A 17,461-nucleotide genomic window follows, 5' to 3' on the forward strand; every position below is an offset into this window, starting at 1 on the left:
CGGCCGCGCTGCTCGCCCGCGCCCACCGGCTCGCCGGCGGCACCGGACGCGTCGCCCGGCGGCGGCGCATAGCGCGCGCGGATATCGTCCGCCGTGCCGCGCAGGTCGAGGTCGATCGAGCGGCCCGTCGCGTCGTCGAAGATCAGGAGCGTGCCGGACATTGCGTCGCCGGCAGCCTGCCGGACCGCGAGCGCGACCGTCGCGAGCGGGCCCGACGCGAGCCGCCGGTGGCCGTCGAAGGCCGTGTACGAAGGAAGAAACGTGGAGGTTGTCATCGTGGTCGCCCGCAGGCAGGAATCGGAATGGCGTTATTTTTATCCGGGTATAAATTGAATGTCAATATCATCCGGGTAAAAATATCGCCCGCATTCCACCCTTTGGGCGACCGCGTTGCGCGGTCAGATCGTCCTAGCCGGAATCGCCAGGCCGCGCGCGCTTGCGAGCACGTCGTCGAGCGAGACATGGCCTTCGAACGCCGACGACGCCGGCAGCGGCAGGTTTTCCTCGACTGCGTGCGCGAAGCGCACGCCCGCGTCGTCGGCGAGCCGCGCGCGCAGCGCAGCGATGCGCGGGAACGCGTCGCGCTCGAACACCGCGTGATAGTCGGCCCAGCGGGCGATCCCGGCGAAGTACGCATCGGCCAGCGTGCGACGCGCGCCCAGCAACCATGGGCCCTCGCATCGCGCGAGCAGCGCCTCGAGCTGCCGGTGCGCCTTCAGCACCTTGCCGCGACCGTATGCCTGCAAGGCCGCTTTCTCGGCGCCTTCGCTGCCGTGTTCGTACACATGCCAGAGCGCGCCGAACGCGTTGAAGAACGTCGTGTTCAACCAGGCCAGCATCCGGTTCAGCCGGTCGAAATCCGCGCTGCCCTGGCGGAACGCGAGGCCGCTGTCGAGCGCCTGCGCGCCGACGTGGCAAAGGATCGCGAGGCTTTCGGTCAGCACGTCGCCGTTCGCGGTCACGAACGCCGGCGTCTCGGCGACGGGGTTCAGCGCGAGGAACGCGTCGCTCGTCACGAGGCCCGGCATCGTGATGCGCGACAGCCGGTACGGGTGGCCGGCCCATTCGAGCGCGACGATCGAGCCGAACGAGCAGCCGGCGGGAATGCCATAGAGAAGGATCGGAGACATCGGGGTATTCCGCGGAAGTTGAACGAGCGGCCATGCTCCCACGACGAACGATGATGCAGTAGCCGCTAGAATCGAAACCCGTCGTTTCTTTTTGTGGACGCTGACAGTGAATCTGAACGATCTCTATCTGTTCGTGCAGGCGGTCGACGCGGGCAGCATGTCGGCGGCCGCGCGCCGTCTCGACCTGCCGAAATCGACGGTAAGCAAGCGCGTTGCCGAGCTCGAGCGCACGCTCGGCGCGCGGCTCGTGCATCGCACGTCGCGCAGCTTCCGGCTGACACCGGTGGGCGCCGAATTCTTCGAGCATGCGCGCGCGGCCGTGATCGAGGCCGAAAGCGCGCGCGATGCGGTGCTGCGGCAGGCCGCCGAACCCGCCGGCATCGTGCGGATCACGAGTTCGGTGCCGGTTGCGCAGCACATCCTCGCGCCATGCCTGCCGGCGCTGGCCATCGCGCACCCGAAGCTGCTGCTGCAGATTCATACGAGCGACCGCCTCGTCGACATTGCGCAGGAAGGTTTCGACATCGCGGTGCGCAGCCATTTCGCCCCGCTCCCCGATTCCGCGCTCGTGCAACGGCCGCTCGCGACGTCGCCGATCATCGTCGTTGCGTCGCCGGGCTATCTCGCGCGCGCCGGCGTACCGGACGAGCCGGCCGACCTCGCGCGGCACGACGGGCTCCACCCGGGTCAGCAGCCGTGGCGGCTACAGCGCGGCGGCGACACCGTCGACGTGGCGCCGCGCATCCGGCTGCAGGCCGACGAATCGACGCTGCTGCTGCAGGCTGCGACGGCCGGCCTCGGCATCGCCTGCCTGCCCGACTGGATCGCAGGCGATGCGCTTGCGTCCGGCGCGCTCGCGCGCGTGCTGCCCGGCTGGCGGGCAGGCACCGTCACGACGACGCTGCTGATGCCGCACCGGCGCGGCCAGTTGCCCGGCGTGCGCACCACCGTCGAGTTTCTCGCGCGGCACGTGGCGCGCCATCATCGAGTCGGGGCGGACGACGCGCATGCCCGAGCGATCGATTGACTTGATCGATTCAAATGCTGAATCGATCAAGTCAGCAATTGGCATGAAAGTGCAAATATCGACATGACAGAATGGCCCGGACGCCCTGCCCGCATCGGCGTCCGGCGCCCGGCCCTCGGCCGGCGGCGCCTGAACACATAACGCGCGCACCCGACGCGCCTGCCGCACGACGGCAACCTTCCGCCTTTCGGAGGAGACAGTCATGAATCCGCTTCAAGCGCTGCCGGCGTCCGCGTCGGCAACGGCCCGGCGCACGCGCGTGCGCTGGCTCGTGCTGGCCGTCCTGTTCGCAGTCACGACGATCAACTACGCGGATCGTGCGGCGATCGCGATCGCCGGCCCAAGCCTCGCCCGCGCGCTGCACCTGAGCCACGTGCAGATCGGCTTCATCTTCTCGGCGTTCGGCTGGTCGTACGTGGTCGCGCAACTGCCGGGCGGCTGGCTGCTCGATCGCTACGGGTCGCGCATCGTCTACGCGTTCAGCATCTTCTTCTGGTCGCTGTTCACGCTGCTGCAGGGCGCGATCGGCTTCTTCGGCGGCGCGGCCGCGTTCGCGCTGCTGTTCGGGCTGCGCTTCCTGGTCGGCGCGGCCGAGGCGCCGTCGTTTCCTGCCAACAGCCGGATCGTGTCCGCGTGGTTTCCGGCCGCCGAGCGCGGCACCGCGTCGGCGATCTTCAACGCCGCGCAGTACGCGGCGACCGTCGTGTTCGCGCCGCTGATGGGCTGGCTCGTGCACACGTTCGGCTGGCAGTCGGTGTTCGCGGTGATGGGCGTGCTCGGCATCGCGTTCGTCGCGGTGTGGAACCGCACGATGTACGACCCGAAGGACCACCCGAACATCAATCGCGCGGAACTCGACTACCTTGCCGAAGGCGGCGCGCTCGTCAACATCGACCAGGCGACGGGCGCGCACGGCGGCGGCCCGTCGATGCGTCACGTGAAGGCGCTGCTGAAGAGCCGGATGCTGATCGGCGTGTATGTCGCGCAGTACTGCATCAACGCGCTCACCTACTTCTTCATCACGTGGTTTCCGGTCTATCTCGTGCAGGCGCGCGGGATGTCGATCCTCAACGCGGGGCTCGTCGCGTCGATCCCGGCCGTATGCGGATTCCTCGGCGGGATTCTCGGCGGCGTCGTGTCCGACGCGCTGCTCAGGCAGGGCCGGTCGCTGTCGGTCGCGCGCAAGGTGCCGATCGTGGTCGGCATGCTGCTGTCGATGTCGATGATCGTCTGCAACTACACCGATTCGCACGTGCTCGTCGTGCTGTTCATGGCGCTGTCGTTCTTCGGCAAGGGGCTCGGCGCGCTCGGCTGGGCCGTCAACGCGGACACCGCGCCGCGCCAGATCGCGGGGCTGAGCGGCGCGCTGCTCAATACGTGCGGCAATCTGTCGAGCATCACGACGCCGATCGCGATCGGCTATATCGTCGACCGCAGCGGCTCGTTCAACGGCGCGCTCGTCTATGTCGTCGCGCACGCGCTCGTCGCCGTGATCTGCTACCTGTTCGTCGTCGGCGAGATCCGCCGCGTCGAGCTTCATTGAACGGCGCGGGCCGCGCCGGCGCGTCCGGCAGCCCGCGCGCCACCGGAACCAGGAGCGAACCGATGTCCGAATCCCGCCGTGCCGGCACCCCGCGCGTCACGCGCATGCAGGTGATTCCCGTCGCCGGCCGCGACAGCATGCTGCTCAACCTGTGCGGCGCACACGCACCCTGCTTCACGCGCAACCTCGTGATCCTCGACGATAGCAGCGGCCACACCGGCGTCGGCGAGGTGCCGGGCGGCGAAGGGATCCGCCACGCGCTCGAGCGCATGACGGATCTCGTGGTCGGCCAGTCGATCGGACGCTACCAGGCGACGCTCAACGCGGTGCGCGCGGCGCTGTCCGGCGCGGGCGCGAGTGCGGGCCGCACGATCCGGCACGAGGTGACGTCGGCCGGCGAAGCGGCCGTGCTGCGCCAGCCGCACGAGATCAACCTGCGGCTCGACAACGTGATCACCGCGATCGAGGCCGCGCTGCTCGACCTGCTCGGCCAGCATCTCGACGTGCCGGTCGCGGCGCTGCTCGGCGAAGGCCAGCAGCGCGACGCGGTGCCGATGCTCGCGTATCTGTTCTACATCGGCGACCGGCGCCGCACCGATCTGCCGTATCGCGACGAGACGCACGCATCGGATCCGTGGTTCCGGCTGCGCAACGAAGCGGCGCTCACGCCGGCCGCGATCGCGCGGCAGGCCGAGGCCGCGGTCGAGCGCTACGGCTTCGCCGACTTCAAACTGAAGGGCGGCGTAATGGCCGGTGCCGACGAGATGGAGGCGATCGCGGCGATCAAGGCGCGTTTCCCGGACTCACGCACGACGCTCGACCCGAACGGCGCATGGTCGCTCGACGAGGCCGTCGCGCTGTGCCGCGGGCAAGGCCACCTGCTCGCGTACGCGGAGGATCCGTGCGGGCCGGAAGGCGGTTATTCGGGCCGCGAGGTGATGGCCGAATTCCGCCGCGCGACCGGCATTCCGACCGCGACCAACATGATCGCGACCGACTGGCGGCAGATGGATCACGCGGTGCGGCTGCAGGCGGTCGACATCCCGCTCGCCGATCCGCATTTCTGGACGATGCAGGGCTCGGTGCGGCTCGCGCAGTTGTGCCGCGACTGGGGGCTCACGTGGGGCTCGCACTCGAACAACCACTTCGACGTGTCGCTCGCGATGTTCACGCATGCGGCGGCCGCCGCGCCCGGCACGATCACCGCGATCGACACGCACTGGATCTGGCAGGAAGGCGACGCGCGGCTCACGCGCGAGCCGCTCGCGATCGTCGGCGGCAAGGTGGCCGTGCCGGAGCGGCCGGGGCTCGGGATCGAGCTCGACATGGCGCAGGTCGAGGCCGCGCATGCGCTGTACAACGAGGTGGGCGGCACCGCGCGCGACGACGCGGTCGCGATGCGCTATCTCGTGCCGGGGTGGACGTACGATCCGAAGCGGCCGAGTTTCGGGCGGGGGTAAGAACGGCGATACGTTCGCGTCACGCCGAAACGCCCGCCGCGCCGCGCTTCGTCACGGACAGGCGGATGGCGGCGTGTGCGCGCCAGGTTCGAACGATTGCGCTCGCTATCAACCGCGCGGCACGGGCAAGGCGGCCACGCCATGGGCGATGCTGCGCGCGATTCGATCGGCGTACGCGAGCTCCGGATCGAGCCCCGGGTCGTAGATGGTGAAGTCGATCCCCGCGACACGGCCCGACGCGACGAGCGGGCCGAGCAACGCGTCGAGCCCGTCGAAGTCCAGCCCCGGCGAACCGGGCGAATCCACGGCCGGAAGCTGCGCCTGATCGAGTACGTCGAGATCGACGTGCAGCCAGGCTCGCCCGAGCGCGCGTCGATGCAGCCAGTCGACCAGCTCGCCGGCGACGACGCCGGGCCCGCGCGCCAGCAACTGCTGGATCGTGACGCGCGTGATCGCGGTGCGAACGATATCGCCGTACGCAGCCTCGAAGGTGTCGGTTTCGGCATCGCGCTCGCCGATCTGGCACGCATCGAGATCGTCGACGAGCGGGCCGTCGAGATCCGGCCAGCAAGTCAGCAGCGGCTCTCCTCTCCCGGTCGCCAGCGCGAGATCCATCCCCGCCGCGGAACCGAGCCGCTGCGCGGTGTCGTAGTTGCCGGGATGGAAGAAATCGCTGTGCCCGTCGACGTGGACCAGCCCCCTGCCGCCGGCCCACCGGTTGCCCAGCAGGCATCCGAGCAGCACGCTGCAATCGCCGCCGAGCACGACCGGAAACGCGTGCCGCCCGAGCGCGTCGACGACGTACCCGGCCAGTTCGAGCGAGAAGTCGCGGATCGACACGCCGTTGCGGATGCGCGTGCCGGACTGCGGCTCGAACGCGTAGGCGGGATGCGCGAGCCACGACACGCGCGCGCCGAGACGCGCGGCGAGGCCGGTGGCGAGCAGCACCTCGGGGCCGCGCCAGGTCTCGGGCTCGCGGCCGGCCGCGTTCGGCCGCAGGCCGAGGCTGCTGGGCGCGGCGATGAGCTCGACCGGGCGAGCAACGCCGGTTTGCGGATGCCCGTCCCGCAGGTCGGGGGAAGCGGTCGACACCGTCATGATTTCTCCTCGCACGATCGCCGGCCCGCCGGGCGTGCTAACCTTTTAAAGTATTATGAAAGGTTAGCATCGATTTGCCCCATGTCCAACACGTCAGCGGTGATGGAAGCCCATACGTTCGTGGCCCGCGATTTCGTTGGCGGCCACCCGGTCCTCGACTTCGTCAATACGGTGACCGGTCGCGATCGGGCGCCGCGAGACTGGCTGCCCGACTACGACGCCTGTCTCGCGTGGCTGGCCGCTTCGTCGGCCCTGCCCGCGCACGACCTGAAGCAGCTCGCGGTCCGCGCGGCCGAAGCGCCGGCTGCGGCCGACCGCGCGCTGCGCGACGCCAAGCGCCTGCGTGAAGCGCTGTTCGGCATCTTCGGCGCGCTCGCGCATGAAGTCCCGCCGGTCGCGGCGGATCTGGAAACGCTGGAGCAGGCATGGCGACGTGCAATCAACGGCCGGCGGCTGGTCGCAACCGCAGGGCGCGTCGCATTCAGCGACCCGCACGCCACGGCAGGCGTGGCGGACCTGCATCTGCCCGCCCGCCGAATCGCGCTCGGCGCCGTGACGCTTCTCGAAACGTTGCCGAGCGGGCGGCTGCGGATGTGCGCAGGGTCGAATTGCGCGTGGCTGTTCATCGACAGTTCCAAGACAGGACGCCGCAAGTGGTGCGACATGGCGACCTGCGGCAACGTCGCGAAGGCCCGACGGCACTACCGCGCGGTGAAGCGCGCGTCGGCCGGATCGGCACGCGAGCGCGACGCGACCGATGAATAGGCTCGGGACCGCCGGGCGCGGTCGCTCCACGCAGAGTGCCCTGAAAACAAAAAGGGCTCGATCTTGCGACCGAGCCCTTCGAATTTCGTTGGTGGAGCGGAGGAGGATCGAACTCCCGACCTTCGCATTGCGAACGCGACGCTCTCCCAGCTGAGCTACCGCCCCAACAGTCGACCATCATACACACGCATTTCCGCGCTTGGCAATAGGGGCTTCGCGCAGCCCCGAAGCGTCACTTTGACGGCGCGCCGGCCAGCACCCATTCGACCACCGAACGGACGTCGGCGTCGCTCATCCGCGGGTGCGCAGGCATCGGAATTGCCCCCCAGACGCCGGAGCCGCCTTCCTTCACCTTCTTCGACAGCTTCGCCACGGCCTGCGGATCGGACTTGTAGCGGGCGGCAATATCCTTGAACGACGGGCCGACCAGCTTGCGGTCGACCGCGTGGCAGCCCATGCATGCGTTGCCGCGCGCCACCTTCAGGCCGTCGCCGACGTCCGCGTGCGCGGCGCCCAGCGTGCCGGCCACGAGCGCCACGGCCGCGGCGCCCTGCACGATCCACTGTTTCATCTGCCTCATCTGCGCGGTCTTCATTGCGACGGGGCCTTCGGGTTGCCCGGGTGCACGTTCGACGAATTCGAGATCGGCGCGGGCGGCTGCAGCGGCGTGGACTGCACCGACGCGTCGGGCACCGCACCGACCGTCGCGGTGTCCGCCGGCGCGGCGGCAGCCTGCGTGCCGGATGCGCCGCTCGCGGGCGACGCGGCCTGCAGCGCCTGCGCGTCCTGCGGCTTGACGTACTGGAACACCTTCACGACCTTCTCGACGCCCGGCACCTGGCTCGCGGCTTCGGCGCCGCGATTGCCTTCGTCGACCGTCACGAGACCCATCAGGTAAAGGTTGCCGCGCTCGCTGACGACCTTGTAGTAGTTCGCCGAAATGCCCTTCGTCGCGATCAGCTCCGACTTCACGCGCCCTTCGAGGTAGGAGTCGTTCGCACGCGACGACAGCGACGCCGCCGGCTCGACCGACAGCTCGTTGACGATGCCGTTCACGTTGTTGATGCCGCGCACGATTTCCTCGGCACGCTGCTTCGACGCATTGTTCGGCACTTCGCCCGTCAGCAGCACGCGGCGGTTGAACACCGTCACGTTCACGTGCGACTGGTCGGGCAGCCCGTTGTTGATCTGCGAAAGCGCCTTGACCTGGATCTCGCGATCTTCCGTCTGCGCACCGAGCGTACGGCGATCGGTCGCGATCAGCGCGCCGCCGCCGGCCGCTGCACCCACGACCCCGAGCACACACCCCTGCAGCGACACGGCGAGGCCCGCCGTCAGCGCGGCGAGCAGCGTGGTTCTGACGAGCGTCTGTTTGACGCGGCTTTGATTCATCGACGGCTCTCCTTCGTTCAATCCTCACCCAGCAGCATCGCGTCGATGCCGTCGCACAGGCAGTGGATAGTCAGCAGATGGACTTCGTGGATGCGCGCCGCGCGAACGGCGGGCACACTGATCGGAATATCGGTGTCGGACAGCGCGGCCGCGACCGCGTGGCCGTTGCCGCCCGTCAGCGCGACGACGGTCATCTCGCGCTCGTGCGCTTCGTCGATGGCCGCCAGCACGCGCGGCGACGCGCCGGTCGGGTCGAGCACCAGCAGGATGTCGCCGGTCTGGCCGAGCACGCGCACCTGTTGCGCGAACAGTTGCCCGGCCGCCGCCGCGCCCGCGAGGCCGGCCTGCGACGCATCGGTGGCCAGCGCGATCGCGGGCAGGCCCGGACGCTCGCGCTCGAAGCCGCCGACGAGCGACACCGCGAGATAGTGTGCGGCGGCGGCCGACGGGCCGTCGCCGCACGCGACGATCTTGTTGCCGTTCGCCAGCGCGGCGAACATCGCGTCGACCGCGGCTGCGATCGGCAACGACAGCGCGTCGGCCGCTTCGGCATGAAGCGCGGCGCTGTCGCGAAATTGTTGCTGAATACGTTCGACTGACATCGATTCCTGGTGAACTGGGCGCGTGGCACGCATCGCGCGACATCGTGGGTGCGGCGAGTTTACCGTACTCCGGCACCCTCTCCAGCGGTCCGGCAAGAACTCTTTACATCTCGTCACAGCTCGCCGCTACGCATCGTCGGTACGAAATGCGTCGCGCAGCCACGCGAGCCGCCCGGCCTCGAACGCGACGACGTCGAAACGGCACGCGGCGCCGGCACCGTGCCGCGCCCAGAACTGGAGCGCCGCGGCAACCAGACGCCGCCGCTTGCGCCAGCCGACGCTCGCGGCCGCGCCGCCATGCCGGACACTGCGCCGCGCGCGCACTTCGACGAATACGAGCACGCCGTCGGGCTCGCGCATCACGAGATCGAGCTCGCCGCCGCGCATCGTCACGTTCGCCGCCACGCACACGAGGCCGCGGCGTTCGAGAAACTGCCGCGCACGCTGCTCGAATGCCGCGCCGACCGGTTTGGATCGCGCCGCACCGGAAAAGTTGTCGCCCGCGCGCGGCAAACCGCGCACGCCATCCGGCCGCGCCGGCGCCGCGTGGCACAATGCCGTCCTTGTTCCGCCTGCGCCGCGATTGCGCGCATTGCCTGCCATGACTGCCCTCCTCGAACTCGCGCATACGCAGCACTACCCGAGCGCCGCGCTCTATGTGGTCGCCACGCCGATCGGCAACACCGCCGACATCACGCTGCGCGCGCTGCACGTGCTCGGCCTCGTCGACCGCATCGCGGCCGAAGACACCCGCAACACGGGCCAGCTGCTCGCCCGCTACGGGATCTCGAAGCCGCTCGTCGCCGTGCACGAGCACAACGAACGCGAAGCCGCGCAGCGCGTGATCGAACTGCTGCGCGCCGGCGAACGCGTGGCCTACGTATCGGACGCCGGCACACCCGGCATCTCGGACCCCGGCGCACGGCTCGTCGATGCAGTGCGCGAGGCCGGCTTCGCGGTGATCCCGCTGCCGGGCGCGAGCGCGGCCGTGACCGCGCTGAGCGTGGCCGGCGGCTGGGCCGGCGCGTTCACGTTCGCGGGCTTCCTGCCGCCGAAGGCCAAACAGCGCGCGACCGCGCTGCAGGCGCTGGTATCGCACCCGTATGCGCTGGTGTTCTACGAAGCACCGCACCGGATCGCCGAAACCGTCGCCGCGCTCGCCGACGCGTTCGGCCCCGCGCGCCGGCTGCTGATCGCGCGCGAACTCACCAAGCTACACGAGCAACTGTTCCAGGGCACCCTGGCCGAAGGACAGACCTGGCTCGCCGGCGATGCGAACCGGCAGCGCGGCGAATTCGTGCTGGTCGTCGAAGGCGCGCCGGCGGCGAGCGGCGAAGCCGACGACACCGCGCACGACGCGCTGCTCAGGCTGCTGCTGGAAGAAGTGCCGGTGAAGAGCGCGGCCAAGCTCGCGGCCGCGCTGACGGGCGCGTCGCGCAACGCGCTGTATGCGCGCGCGCTCGCGCTGAAGGAAGGCTGACGCGCGACGCGACGGCGCCGCGCGGAAACGACAAAGGGCTGCCGGAAGGCAGCCCTTTGTGCATGAGCGGACGATCCGCCGCGTTACTTCGCCGAGACCGACGCGAGCATTTCGTCGCGCGCGTCGCGCGCTTCCTGCGGCGACAGCCCTTCGATCTTCACGCGGCCCGTGCCGGCGTGCACGAGGCCGATCACCTTGGCGGCCGCGTACGACAGGTCGAGCACACGGCCGCGCTTGAACGGCCCGCGATCGTTGACCTTCACGACGACCCACTTGCCGGTCGACGAATTCGTCACCTTGATGTACGACGACAGCGGCAGCGTGCGGTGCGCGGCGGTGAGCGCGTTCATGTTGAAACGCTCGCCGTTCGCAGTGCGGCGGCCGTGGAAATCCCTCCCGTACCAGGAGGCGCGCCCCGTCTGGCGGAAGTCGGACACATCCTTGCCGTCAATCGGCTCGGCGTCCGCCAGCGACGGCTTCTTCGCGTCCTTGCTGTCGGCGGCCGGCATCGACGCCAGTGCGGAATCGAAATTCAGTTGCTGCTTGTTGTTGTCCGCCTTCGCGGCAGCGGCCGTCTTGTCGACCGCGTTCTTCTGGTTCGCGCTTCCGGTGGTCTGGCTGGGTGGCACCGCACAGCCCGTCAGCGCAAAAAATAATGCAATGGTCCCGAATCGACTCGGAAATCGTACGTTCATCGACGTGTCGCCTTCTGGTTCGGGCCGCTCCTTCACGACGCTGTTTCACAGCGCACATACGCGGCCCGGACGGCAAATGCGTGCACGCCCCGCTCGAATGCGAGCAGGCGGCTAGCATGGGCGCGGCTTTCGTCTATGCCGCAACCGTCCTGATTAGCTTTCACGTCTGGCGCAACCTGTCCCCAACAGCCTGACCAGACCCCACATGCCGCCATCGAACATGGCTTCACGTTCGCGCGCGTCGATACGACCAACGCACAGGAACGGCGGCACAGGCCTCATCCGGCGGCGCGGCAGCAGGGCCGCAGGCGGGCGCGCAGCACCCGGCCGGACAAGACGTGAGCACCGAATGCTCGGTGCTGGATACACCGCCGGACTCCCCGGCGGCTGATGCTTGACGGTGAATTCGACGCCTCTTTTAACGGGGTCGAAACACCAGCGAATTGCGTGAAACTCACGCGCAATGGAGCGCATTATACATAAATCAAAACACCATCTCGAAAAGCGGCCCGGCCGGACCATTGATTCTCACTATGGCGGTAACAATCGACATGCTCCGGGATTGCCCGTAGACGCGGGTCGCACGGTGCGCCGCATGGGCGGCAGGCAGCGCGCGACCGGTACAATCGCTCCTTTTAGCCGCCGGTGCCTCCATGAAAGTCACGCTCATTCCGGTCACGCCATTCCAGCAGAACTGCTCGCTGCTCGTCTGCGAGAAGACGGGCCGCGCCGCCGTCGTCGATCCGGGCGGCGATCTCGACCGGATCGAACAGGAAGTCGCGCGGCAGAACGTGCAGGTCGAAAAGGTGCTGCTCACGCATGGGCACATCGATCACTGCGCGGGCGCGAAGACGCTCGCGACGCACTACGGCGTGCCGATCGAGGGGCCGCAGGAAGAAGAGCGTTTCTGGATCGAGAAGCTGCCGACGCAGAGCGAGCGCTTCGGTTTTCCGGCCGCCGAAACCTTCGAACCGGACCGCTGGCTGAACGACGGCGACACCGTGCGGTTCGGCGACGAAACGCTCGAGGTCTATCACTGCCCGGGCCATACGCCGGGCCACGTCGTTTTCTTCAGCCGCGCGCATCGCGTCGCGATCGTCGGCGACGTGCTGTTCGCGGGCTCGATCGGCCGTACCGATTTCCCGCGCGGCAATCATGAAGACCTTGTCCGTTCGATCAAGGAAAAACTGTGGCCGCTCGGCGACGACGTCACGTTCGTGCCGGGCCACGGCCCGGTGTCGACGTTCGGCGACGAGCGCCGCACGAACCCGTTTGTGTCGGACAAGGTGTTCGGATGAACCAGACCGCCATCCAGGAAATCTACGTCAGCACCGACGTCGAGGCCGACGGCCCGATTCCGGGCCCGCACTCGATGCTGAGCTTCGCATCGGCCGCCTATACCGAGGACAAGCAGCTGATCGCGACGTTCTCGGCGAACCTCGAGACGCTGCCGGGCGCACAGGCGCATCCGGTGCAGGAAGCATGGTGGAAGACGGAACCCGAAGCGTGGGCCGCGTGCCGGCGCGACCTGCAGGCGCCAGAGGCGGCGCTGGTCGCGTATGTCGACTGGGTCGAGGCGCTGCCCGGCAAGCCCGTGTTCGTCGCGATGCCGGCCGGTTTCGACTTTACGTTCATGTTCTGGTACATGATGCGCTTCGCGGGGCGCTGCCCGTTCTCGTGGTCGGCGCTCGACATCAAGACGCTCGCGTTCGCGATGACGGGCCTGCCGTACCGCAAGGCGATCAAGCCGCGCTTTCCGAAGCACTGGTTCGACGACCATCCGCATACGCACGTCGCGCTCGACGACGCGATCGAGCAAGGCGCGCTGTTCTGCAACATGCTCGCCGACCTGCGCCGGCAGCAAGCCGCGCTCGCGGGCCTCGCCGTGTCGGATACCGATCGGTCGGAAAACGCGGGGACGGGACAAAACCCCACGGATCCGCGAGCAAATTAGCGAATCCCGCTCAACAGCGCCGCGCCAGATTGCCTTTCCTTTCCCGGCCCTCTAACATTCAGCGTGTTGTAGCTGCCGCATGGAGGCGCAGGTGACGCTCGATTCCTTTTCGCAAAAAATCCTTCGCCTGTTGCAGCTCGACGCGCGCCGTTCCGTACAGGAAATCTCCGACCAGGTCGGGCTGTCGAGCACGCCGTGCTGGCGCCGCATCAAGGACATGGAACAGTCGGGCGTGATCCAGCGCTATACGGCGCTGCTCGATCGCGAGAAGCTCGGCCTGCACGTGTGCGCGCTCGCGCACGTGCACCTGACCCGCCACAACGAAGGCGGCGTCGAGCAATTCGAGCGCGAGATCGCGACCTGCCCGGAAGTCACCGAGTGCTACAGCACGACCGGCGAAGCGGATTACATCCTCAAGATCGTCGCGCCCGACATCAAGGCCTACGACGTGTTCCTGCACGAACGCATCTTCAAGATCCCGGCCGTGTCGCAGGTGCGCACGAGCGTCGTGCTGCGCGAAATCAAGTTCGACACGCAACTGCCGCTGTAACGCGCGGACCCGTGCGGACCCGTGCGGACGGCCCGCGCTCGCGGGCATCGCGTCACGCCTGCGCGGGCATCGCGCGCGTGAAGTCGATCCGGCGTGCACCGAACTCGCGCTTGAGCGCTTCGGCGTCGAGCCGGCCGGCCAGCGCCGCATCGGTGTCGCCCGGATCGCTCGCGAGCGTCACGTCGATCTCGAGCCCGGTACTCAGGTAATGCAGGTTGATCGCCGCCGCGCGCAGCCCGCGCTGCGCGAGCGCGGCTTCGAGCCGCGCCGCGATCTCGCCGCGCGGCGGCAGCGCGAGCGCCGGACGGCGCGCCGCGTCGTTCTCGGGGTCGACGTGGATCAGCGCATCGAGCACGCGCGGGTCGGTCAGCACGCGTGCGCGTGCGGTCTCGGCGATGTAATGCCCTTCGGAGACGGAGATCTTCGGATCGACGAGGATGTGCGCATCGACGAGCGCGGCATCGCCCATCTTGCGCGTGCGCAGGTCGTGCACGTCGCGCACGCCGGGCGTCGCCGCGAGCAGCGCGCGGATCTCGGCCGTGTCGGCCGTGTCGAGCGCGCGGTCGGACAGGTCCTGCAGCGCGTCATAGCCGAACGTCCAGCCCATCCGCGCAACCATGAAGCCGACGATCGCCGCCGCGATCGGGTCGAGCAGCCGCACGCCGGCCAGGCTGCCGACGATGCCGATCGCGACGACGAGCGACGACGCGGCGTCCGAACGCGCATGCCACGCGTTCGCGACGAGCATCGCCGAGCGCACGCGGCGCGCCTCGCGCAACATGTAGCGAAACAGCGCTTCTTTCGACACGAGCACCGTCAGCGCGACGACCAGTGCGGAAAAATGCACGGCCGGGATGTTTTCGAGATTAACGAGGCGGTCGCCGGCGCGCCAGAGCATGCCGATTCCGACCGCAATCAGGATAGCGCCGAGAAACAGCGACGCGACCGTCTCGTAGCGGCTGTGTCCGTAATTGTGGTCGGCGTCCGGCGATGCGCCGCTATGCCGATTCGCAACCAGCACGACGAAATCCGAGATCAAATCGGAAATCGAATGCACACCGTCGGCAATCAACGCCTGCGAATGCGCAATCGTGCCGACGACGATCTGAAATGTCGCAAGCACGACATTCAGCACAATACTGACGAGCGTGCTCTTGCGCGCAACTGCGTGCTTATCTGCGCTTTGCGCGTCGCCGGAAAACGTGGACATGAAATATGAGATATCGGTGTGCGATACGCAATTCTATCAAAAGCGCCCCGCGAGACTCGCCAATATCAACAAATTTCTCATTCAAATCAATCGCTTATACGAACGTGTCGCATTTTCATTCACGCCGGATTGTTACATTTTCATGACAAATCCCCGCGCACCGACGAGTGTCGGGAAACAAAAAAGCCGCGCTCCCGAACGGACACGCGGCTCTTTTGAGGCAGACGACTTAAACAGACGCTTAAATCGAAAACTGTTCGCGGTTCTTGCCGGCGATCCAGCGCGGCGGCTTGCCGCGGCCCGACCACGTCGCGCCCGTTTCCGGATCGCGGTATTTCGCGGCCACGCCTGCGCGCGGACGGCCGACCTTACCTGCCTTCGCGCGGTTGAGGCCGAGTTCGGCGAGCGAAAAGCCGTAGTCGGCAATTTTCTGCTTCACGTCATTCAGCACTTCAGCGTATTCACGCGACTTCGCTTCTTCGATTTGCTTCTCCAGCTTCTCCCGCTGGGCCAGCAGGTCCTTGTAAGAAGACATAGTTTCCCTTTCTATCTGACTAATGGTGCCGGTCTGCAGCCAGCTCACCATTCATGAAATATATGTGCCTCGGATTTTCGAAGGCAGAGATTAGCACAAAAAAGATTTGATAGAAGCGAGATTCATGAAAATCCCGAGATCAATTGTAATTCGCACATGTCATTTTGACCGGCCGCGGCCTTTTCTCAAATTTTTACGTTCCTACACAGAGATTAGGACATTAGCGATTGCCGATTAGATCTATCAATATACGCAATTACCCTGCATAAGAAAAATCAAAGCTTTCATAGGACGACAGGTTTGTGAAAATCGGATGGCTCGACTTGCTGAACGGACAAACCGGCAACCCGCGACGTCACGCCACATCCCGCGCGCATTCAATCAGCCGGTCGCGCAGCGCGCCGGCATCGGCCAGCGGCGCGTCGAACGGCGTGCGTACGCGGCGGCCGTCGCACCGCCAGTCGGCGCCATGGCGATCGACGCCGAGCAGGTCGAGCCCGTCGCGGCGCGCGTCGCCGGCATCGTACGCGTCCCACAGTGCCTGTTCCTCGTCGAACCCGAGCGGCGGCAGCGCATCGAGATGCGTACCGTCGACCCAGCCCATGCGCCCGAAGCCGCCGATATAGCGCAGCCGCTCGATATCGAGCGCCCGGAACGTGAAATCGCCGAGCGCGAGATAACGCGCGGCGTCCGGCTCGTAGCGCAGGTATCGCGCGGTGACGTGCGGATCGTCGCCGAGCGGCACGAAGCGGCCGAGCAGCGTCGCGCGTTCGGCGTTCAGCACGTCGCCGTCGGGCGCATCGACGACGAGGAAGCCCGCGCGCGGATCGGCGGCGAGATTGCGCGTGTGTTCGGCGAGGCCGCTCACGAGAATCACGGGCCGATGGCTTGCATCGGGCGCAAACGGGACGACCGTCGGATACGGGAAGCCCTGCGGATCGCGCGCATGGGTGGCAAGCGTGCCGAGCGCGCAGCGGTGCAGCAGATGCAGGGCGAAGGCGGGATCGATGTTCAAGAGGACTCCTGCGGTCGAAGGGCGGCGCTTCGGGCACGCCGCGTGCCCTTCGATGTTACCCGCGGGCGCCGCGCGCCGCGTATCGGCCGAACGGCCTATACGGCGCCAGGCACCGGACGGACGGCGCGCTTCCGCGACGTGACCGGTTCGCCGGTTCGCCGGTTCGCCGGTTCGCCGGTTCGCCGGTTCGCCGGTTCGCCGGTTCGCCGGTTCGCCGGTTCGCCGGATCGCCGGATCGCCGGATCGCCGGATCGCCGGATCGCCGGATCGCCGGATCGCCGGATCGCCGGATCGCCGGATCGCCGGATCGCCGGATCATCCACCGAACGGGCAGCGCCCGGCAGGATCGTAAGCGGTTCGATAGAATCGGACGAATCCGACGGACGCCGCGTGCGTCCATGCATCCTTTGACGAGCCTTCCGTGTCCGAATCCGCCTCCCCCGAATCGTCGTCCCCGTTCGCCGCGCCGCCCGACGCGCATCGCGTGCTGCCGCTCCCGGCCCGCCAGCGTGCGCGCACGGCGTCGATGGCGCTGTTCTTCGTCGCCGGCATGATGTACGCGTCGTGGGGCGTGCACGTGCCGACCGTGCGCGACAAGTTCGCGCTGAGCCCCGGGCTGCTGTCGATCGCGCTGTTCGCGGTCGCCGGCGGCTCGATCGCCGCGATGCTGACCATCGCGCGCTGGATCGCGCGCGTCGGCTCGCGCACCGCGTGCCTCGCCGGCGGGCTCGTGATGTCCGCGTGCGCGGCGCTGATCCTCGTCGTGCCCGACTACTGGATGCTGCTCGGCGTGCTCGCGCTGTTCGGCTTCTCGATGGCGACGCTCGACGTCGCGATGAACGCCGAGGCCAGCGCGGTCGAGATCGCGCTCGGCAAGCCGATCATGTCGTCGCTGCACGGCATGTTCAGCATCGGCGGGATGTCGGGTGCGGCGGCCGGCGGCGCGCTGCTGTCGGCCGGCATGGCGCCGGCCGCGCATCTCGCGCTCGCGGCGGCGGCGAGCGC

General features: G+C 67.9%; 20 protein-coding genes, 1 tRNA gene and 1 pseudogene. 10 read left to right on the forward strand and 12 right to left on the reverse strand.

Annotated elements, in window-relative coordinates:
* Nucleotides 1–275: DUF2239 family protein (locus ACPUER_RS33230; protein ID WP_425133161.1), on the reverse strand; the 275-nt coding region annotated here is incomplete at its 3' end.
* A gap of 123 nt (nt 276–398) precedes the next feature.
* Nucleotides 399–1,130 (reverse strand): glutathione S-transferase family protein, encoded by a 732-nt coding sequence (locus ACPUER_RS33235; RefSeq protein WP_425133162.1) that lies wholly within the window; start codon nt 1,128–1,130, stop codon nt 399–401.
* Nucleotides 1,131–1,236: 106 nt separating this feature from the next.
* Here ACPUER_RS33235 and ACPUER_RS33240 point away from each other — a divergent pair, with 106 nt between their 5' ends.
* From ACPUER_RS33240 to ACPUER_RS33250, 3 genes are all read left to right on the forward strand, one after another.
* On the forward strand, nt 1,237–2,157 hold the full coding sequence (locus ACPUER_RS33240) for a LysR substrate-binding domain-containing protein (RefSeq protein ID WP_425133163.1): 921 nt from the start codon (nt 1,237–1,239) through the stop codon (nt 2,155–2,157).
* A gap of 202 nt (nt 2,158–2,359) precedes the next feature.
* Nucleotides 2,360–3,700: an MFS transporter gene (locus tag ACPUER_RS33245; RefSeq protein WP_425133164.1), complete on the forward strand. Its 1,341-nt coding sequence runs from the start codon at nt 2,360–2,362 to the stop codon at nt 3,698–3,700.
* 62 nt (nt 3,701–3,762) lie between these two features.
* Nucleotides 3,763–5,160, forward strand: coding sequence for an enolase C-terminal domain-like protein (locus ACPUER_RS33250; RefSeq protein WP_175964131.1), 1,398 nt, complete (start codon nt 3,763–3,765; stop codon nt 5,158–5,160).
* 108 nt (nt 5,161–5,268) lie between these two features.
* Here the strand turns inward: ACPUER_RS33250 and ACPUER_RS33255 are convergent, their stop codons facing one another.
* On the reverse strand, nt 5,269–6,258 hold the full coding sequence (locus tag ACPUER_RS33255; protein ID WP_310139477.1) for an arginase family protein: 990 nt from the start codon (nt 6,256–6,258) through the stop codon (nt 5,269–5,271).
* Between the two features lie 81 nt (nt 6,259–6,339).
* Here ACPUER_RS33255 and ACPUER_RS33260 point away from each other — a divergent pair, with 81 nt between their 5' ends.
* Nucleotides 6,340–7,023: a CGNR zinc finger domain-containing protein gene (locus tag ACPUER_RS33260; protein ID WP_425133165.1), complete on the forward strand. Its 684-nt coding sequence runs from the start codon at nt 6,340–6,342 to the stop codon at nt 7,021–7,023.
* Between the two features lie 89 nt (nt 7,024–7,112).
* Here ACPUER_RS33260 and ACPUER_RS33265 read toward each other — a convergent pair.
* The 5 genes from ACPUER_RS33265 to ACPUER_RS33285 all read right to left on the reverse strand — a co-directional run bounded on the left by ACPUER_RS33265 (nt 7,113) and on the right by ACPUER_RS33285 (nt 9,572).
* Nucleotides 7,113–7,188 (reverse strand) — tRNA-Ala (locus ACPUER_RS33265).
* Between the two features lie 67 nt (nt 7,189–7,255).
* Nucleotides 7,256–7,618, reverse strand: a complete 363-nt coding sequence (locus tag ACPUER_RS33270) for a c-type cytochrome (RefSeq protein WP_425133166.1) — start codon at nt 7,616–7,618, stop codon at nt 7,256–7,258.
* Nucleotides 7,615–8,415: a BON domain-containing protein gene (locus ACPUER_RS33275; RefSeq protein ID WP_175964134.1), complete on the reverse strand. Its 801-nt coding sequence runs from the start codon at nt 8,413–8,415 to the stop codon at nt 7,615–7,617. Before ACPUER_RS33275 ends, ACPUER_RS33270 begins: the two co-directional genes overlap by 4 nt.
* 17 nt (nt 8,416–8,432) lie before the next feature.
* Nucleotides 8,433–9,017, reverse strand: coding sequence for an SIS domain-containing protein (locus tag ACPUER_RS33280; RefSeq protein WP_105392357.1), 585 nt, complete (start codon nt 9,015–9,017; stop codon nt 8,433–8,435).
* A gap of 126 nt (nt 9,018–9,143) precedes the next feature.
* On the reverse strand, nt 9,144–9,572 hold the full coding sequence (locus tag ACPUER_RS33285; protein ID WP_175964144.1) for a YraN family protein: 429 nt from the start codon (nt 9,570–9,572) through the stop codon (nt 9,144–9,146).
* Nucleotides 9,573–9,618: 46 nt separating this feature from the next.
* Here ACPUER_RS33285 and rsmI point away from each other — a divergent pair, with 46 nt between their 5' ends.
* Nucleotides 9,619–10,497: a 16S rRNA (cytidine(1402)-2'-O)-methyltransferase gene (gene rsmI / locus ACPUER_RS33290; protein ID WP_310139460.1), complete on the forward strand. Its 879-nt coding sequence runs from the start codon at nt 9,619–9,621 to the stop codon at nt 10,495–10,497.
* An 83-nt stretch (nt 10,498–10,580) separates the two neighbouring features.
* Here the strand turns inward: rsmI and ACPUER_RS33295 are convergent, their stop codons facing one another.
* Nucleotides 10,581–11,192, reverse strand: a complete 612-nt coding sequence (locus ACPUER_RS33295) for a septal ring lytic transglycosylase RlpA family protein (protein ID WP_072443142.1) — start codon at nt 11,190–11,192, stop codon at nt 10,581–10,583.
* A 653-nt stretch (nt 11,193–11,845) separates the two neighbouring features.
* On the opposite strand from ACPUER_RS33295, the gene ACPUER_RS33300 reads away from it, so the two are divergent.
* The 3 genes from ACPUER_RS33300 to ACPUER_RS33310 all read left to right on the forward strand — a co-directional run bounded on the left by ACPUER_RS33300 (nt 11,846) and on the right by ACPUER_RS33310 (nt 13,696).
* Nucleotides 11,846–12,490 carry an MBL fold metallo-hydrolase gene (locus ACPUER_RS33300; protein ID WP_425133167.1) on the forward strand — a complete coding sequence of 215 codons (645 nt, stop codon included), beginning with the start codon at nt 11,846–11,848 and terminating at the stop codon, nt 12,488–12,490.
* A complete protein-coding gene (locus tag ACPUER_RS33305; protein WP_034183926.1) occupies nt 12,487–13,146 on the forward strand; it encodes an exonuclease in 660 nt (219 codons plus the stop codon). Before ACPUER_RS33300 ends, ACPUER_RS33305 begins: the two co-directional genes overlap by 4 nt.
* 79 nt (nt 13,147–13,225) lie before the next feature.
* Nucleotides 13,226–13,696 carry an Lrp/AsnC family transcriptional regulator gene (locus ACPUER_RS33310; RefSeq protein ID WP_006477376.1) on the forward strand — a complete coding sequence of 157 codons (471 nt, stop codon included), beginning with the start codon at nt 13,226–13,228 and terminating at the stop codon, nt 13,694–13,696.
* A gap of 52 nt (nt 13,697–13,748) precedes the next feature.
* Here ACPUER_RS33310 and ACPUER_RS33315 read toward each other — a convergent pair whose 3' ends face one another.
* The 3 genes from ACPUER_RS33315 to ACPUER_RS33325 all read right to left on the reverse strand — a co-directional run bounded on the left by ACPUER_RS33315 (nt 13,749) and on the right by ACPUER_RS33325 (nt 16,456).
* Nucleotides 13,749–14,906 (reverse strand): cation diffusion facilitator family transporter, encoded by a 1,158-nt coding sequence (locus ACPUER_RS33315; RefSeq protein ID WP_310139453.1) that lies wholly within the window; start codon nt 14,904–14,906, stop codon nt 13,749–13,751.
* A 241-nt stretch (nt 14,907–15,147) separates the two neighbouring features.
* Nucleotides 15,148–15,441, reverse strand: coding sequence for an H-NS family nucleoid-associated regulatory protein (locus ACPUER_RS33320; RefSeq protein WP_175964145.1), 294 nt, complete (start codon nt 15,439–15,441; stop codon nt 15,148–15,150).
* 355 nt (nt 15,442–15,796) lie between these two features.
* Nucleotides 15,797–16,456 carry a HugZ family protein gene (locus ACPUER_RS33325; RefSeq protein ID WP_425133168.1) on the reverse strand — a complete coding sequence of 220 codons (660 nt, stop codon included), beginning with the start codon at nt 16,454–16,456 and terminating at the stop codon, nt 15,797–15,799.
* Here ACPUER_RS33325 and ACPUER_RS33330 point away from each other — a divergent pair.
* Both ACPUER_RS33330 and ACPUER_RS33335 read left to right on the forward strand, forming a co-directional pair.
* A complete protein-coding gene (locus ACPUER_RS33330; protein WP_425133169.1) occupies nt 16,427–16,867 on the forward strand; it encodes a hypothetical protein in 441 nt (146 codons plus the stop codon). The genes ACPUER_RS33325 and ACPUER_RS33330 overlap by 30 nt on opposite strands.
* Nucleotides 16,868–16,877: 10 nt before the next feature.
* A pseudogene (locus tag ACPUER_RS33335) lies at nt 16,878–17,461 on the forward strand (MFS transporter); the annotation flags it as partial.

Origin of the sequence: Burkholderia sp. DN3021 (assembly GCF_049805555.1) — a bacterium.
Lineage (GTDB): Bacteria > Pseudomonadota > Gammaproteobacteria > Burkholderiales > Burkholderiaceae > Burkholderia > Burkholderia pyrrocinia_C.

Bases quoted from the DNA above. Each gene is read 5' to 3' on its own strand.
- ACPUER_RS33235 (WP_425133162.1), bottom strand. From the start codon at position 1,130: ATGTCTCCGATCCTTCTCTATGGCATTCCCGCCGGCTGCTCGTTCGGC.
- ACPUER_RS33245 (WP_425133164.1), top strand. From the start codon at position 2,360: ATGAATCCGCTTCAAGCGCTGCCGGCGTCCGCGTCGGCAACGGCCCGG.
- ACPUER_RS33250 (WP_175964131.1), top strand. From the start codon at position 3,763: ATGTCCGAATCCCGCCGTGCCGGCACCCCGCGCGTCACGCGCATGCAG.
- ACPUER_RS33255 (WP_310139477.1), bottom strand. From the start codon at position 6,258: ATGACGGTGTCGACCGCTTCCCCCGACCTGCGGGACGGGCATCCGCAA.
- ACPUER_RS33260 (WP_425133165.1), top strand. From the start codon at position 6,340: ATGTCCAACACGTCAGCGGTGATGGAAGCCCATACGTTCGTGGCCCGC.
- ACPUER_RS33270 (WP_425133166.1), bottom strand. From the start codon at position 7,618: ATGAAGACCGCGCAGATGAGGCAGATGAAACAGTGGATCGTGCAGGGC.
- ACPUER_RS33275 (WP_175964134.1), bottom strand. From the start codon at position 8,415: ATGAATCAAAGCCGCGTCAAACAGACGCTCGTCAGAACCACGCTGCTC.
- ACPUER_RS33280 (WP_105392357.1), bottom strand. From the start codon at position 9,017: ATGTCAGTCGAACGTATTCAGCAACAATTTCGCGACAGCGCCGCGCTT.
- rsmI (WP_310139460.1), top strand. From the start codon at position 9,619: ATGACTGCCCTCCTCGAACTCGCGCATACGCAGCACTACCCGAGCGCC.
- ACPUER_RS33295 (WP_072443142.1), bottom strand. From the start codon at position 11,192: ATGAACGTACGATTTCCGAGTCGATTCGGGACCATTGCATTATTTTTT.
- ACPUER_RS33300 (WP_425133167.1), top strand. From the start codon at position 11,846: ATGAAAGTCACGCTCATTCCGGTCACGCCATTCCAGCAGAACTGCTCG.
- ACPUER_RS33305 (WP_034183926.1), top strand. From the start codon at position 12,487: ATGAACCAGACCGCCATCCAGGAAATCTACGTCAGCACCGACGTCGAG.
- ACPUER_RS33310 (WP_006477376.1), top strand. From the start codon at position 13,226: ATGGAGGCGCAGGTGACGCTCGATTCCTTTTCGCAAAAAATCCTTCGC.
- ACPUER_RS33315 (WP_310139453.1), bottom strand. From the start codon at position 14,906: ATGTCCACGTTTTCCGGCGACGCGCAAAGCGCAGATAAGCACGCAGTT.
- ACPUER_RS33320 (WP_175964145.1), bottom strand. From the start codon at position 15,441: ATGTCTTCTTACAAGGACCTGCTGGCCCAGCGGGAGAAGCTGGAGAAG.
- ACPUER_RS33330 (WP_425133169.1), top strand. From the start codon at position 16,427: ATGCAGGGCGAAGGCGGGATCGATGTTCAAGAGGACTCCTGCGGTCGA.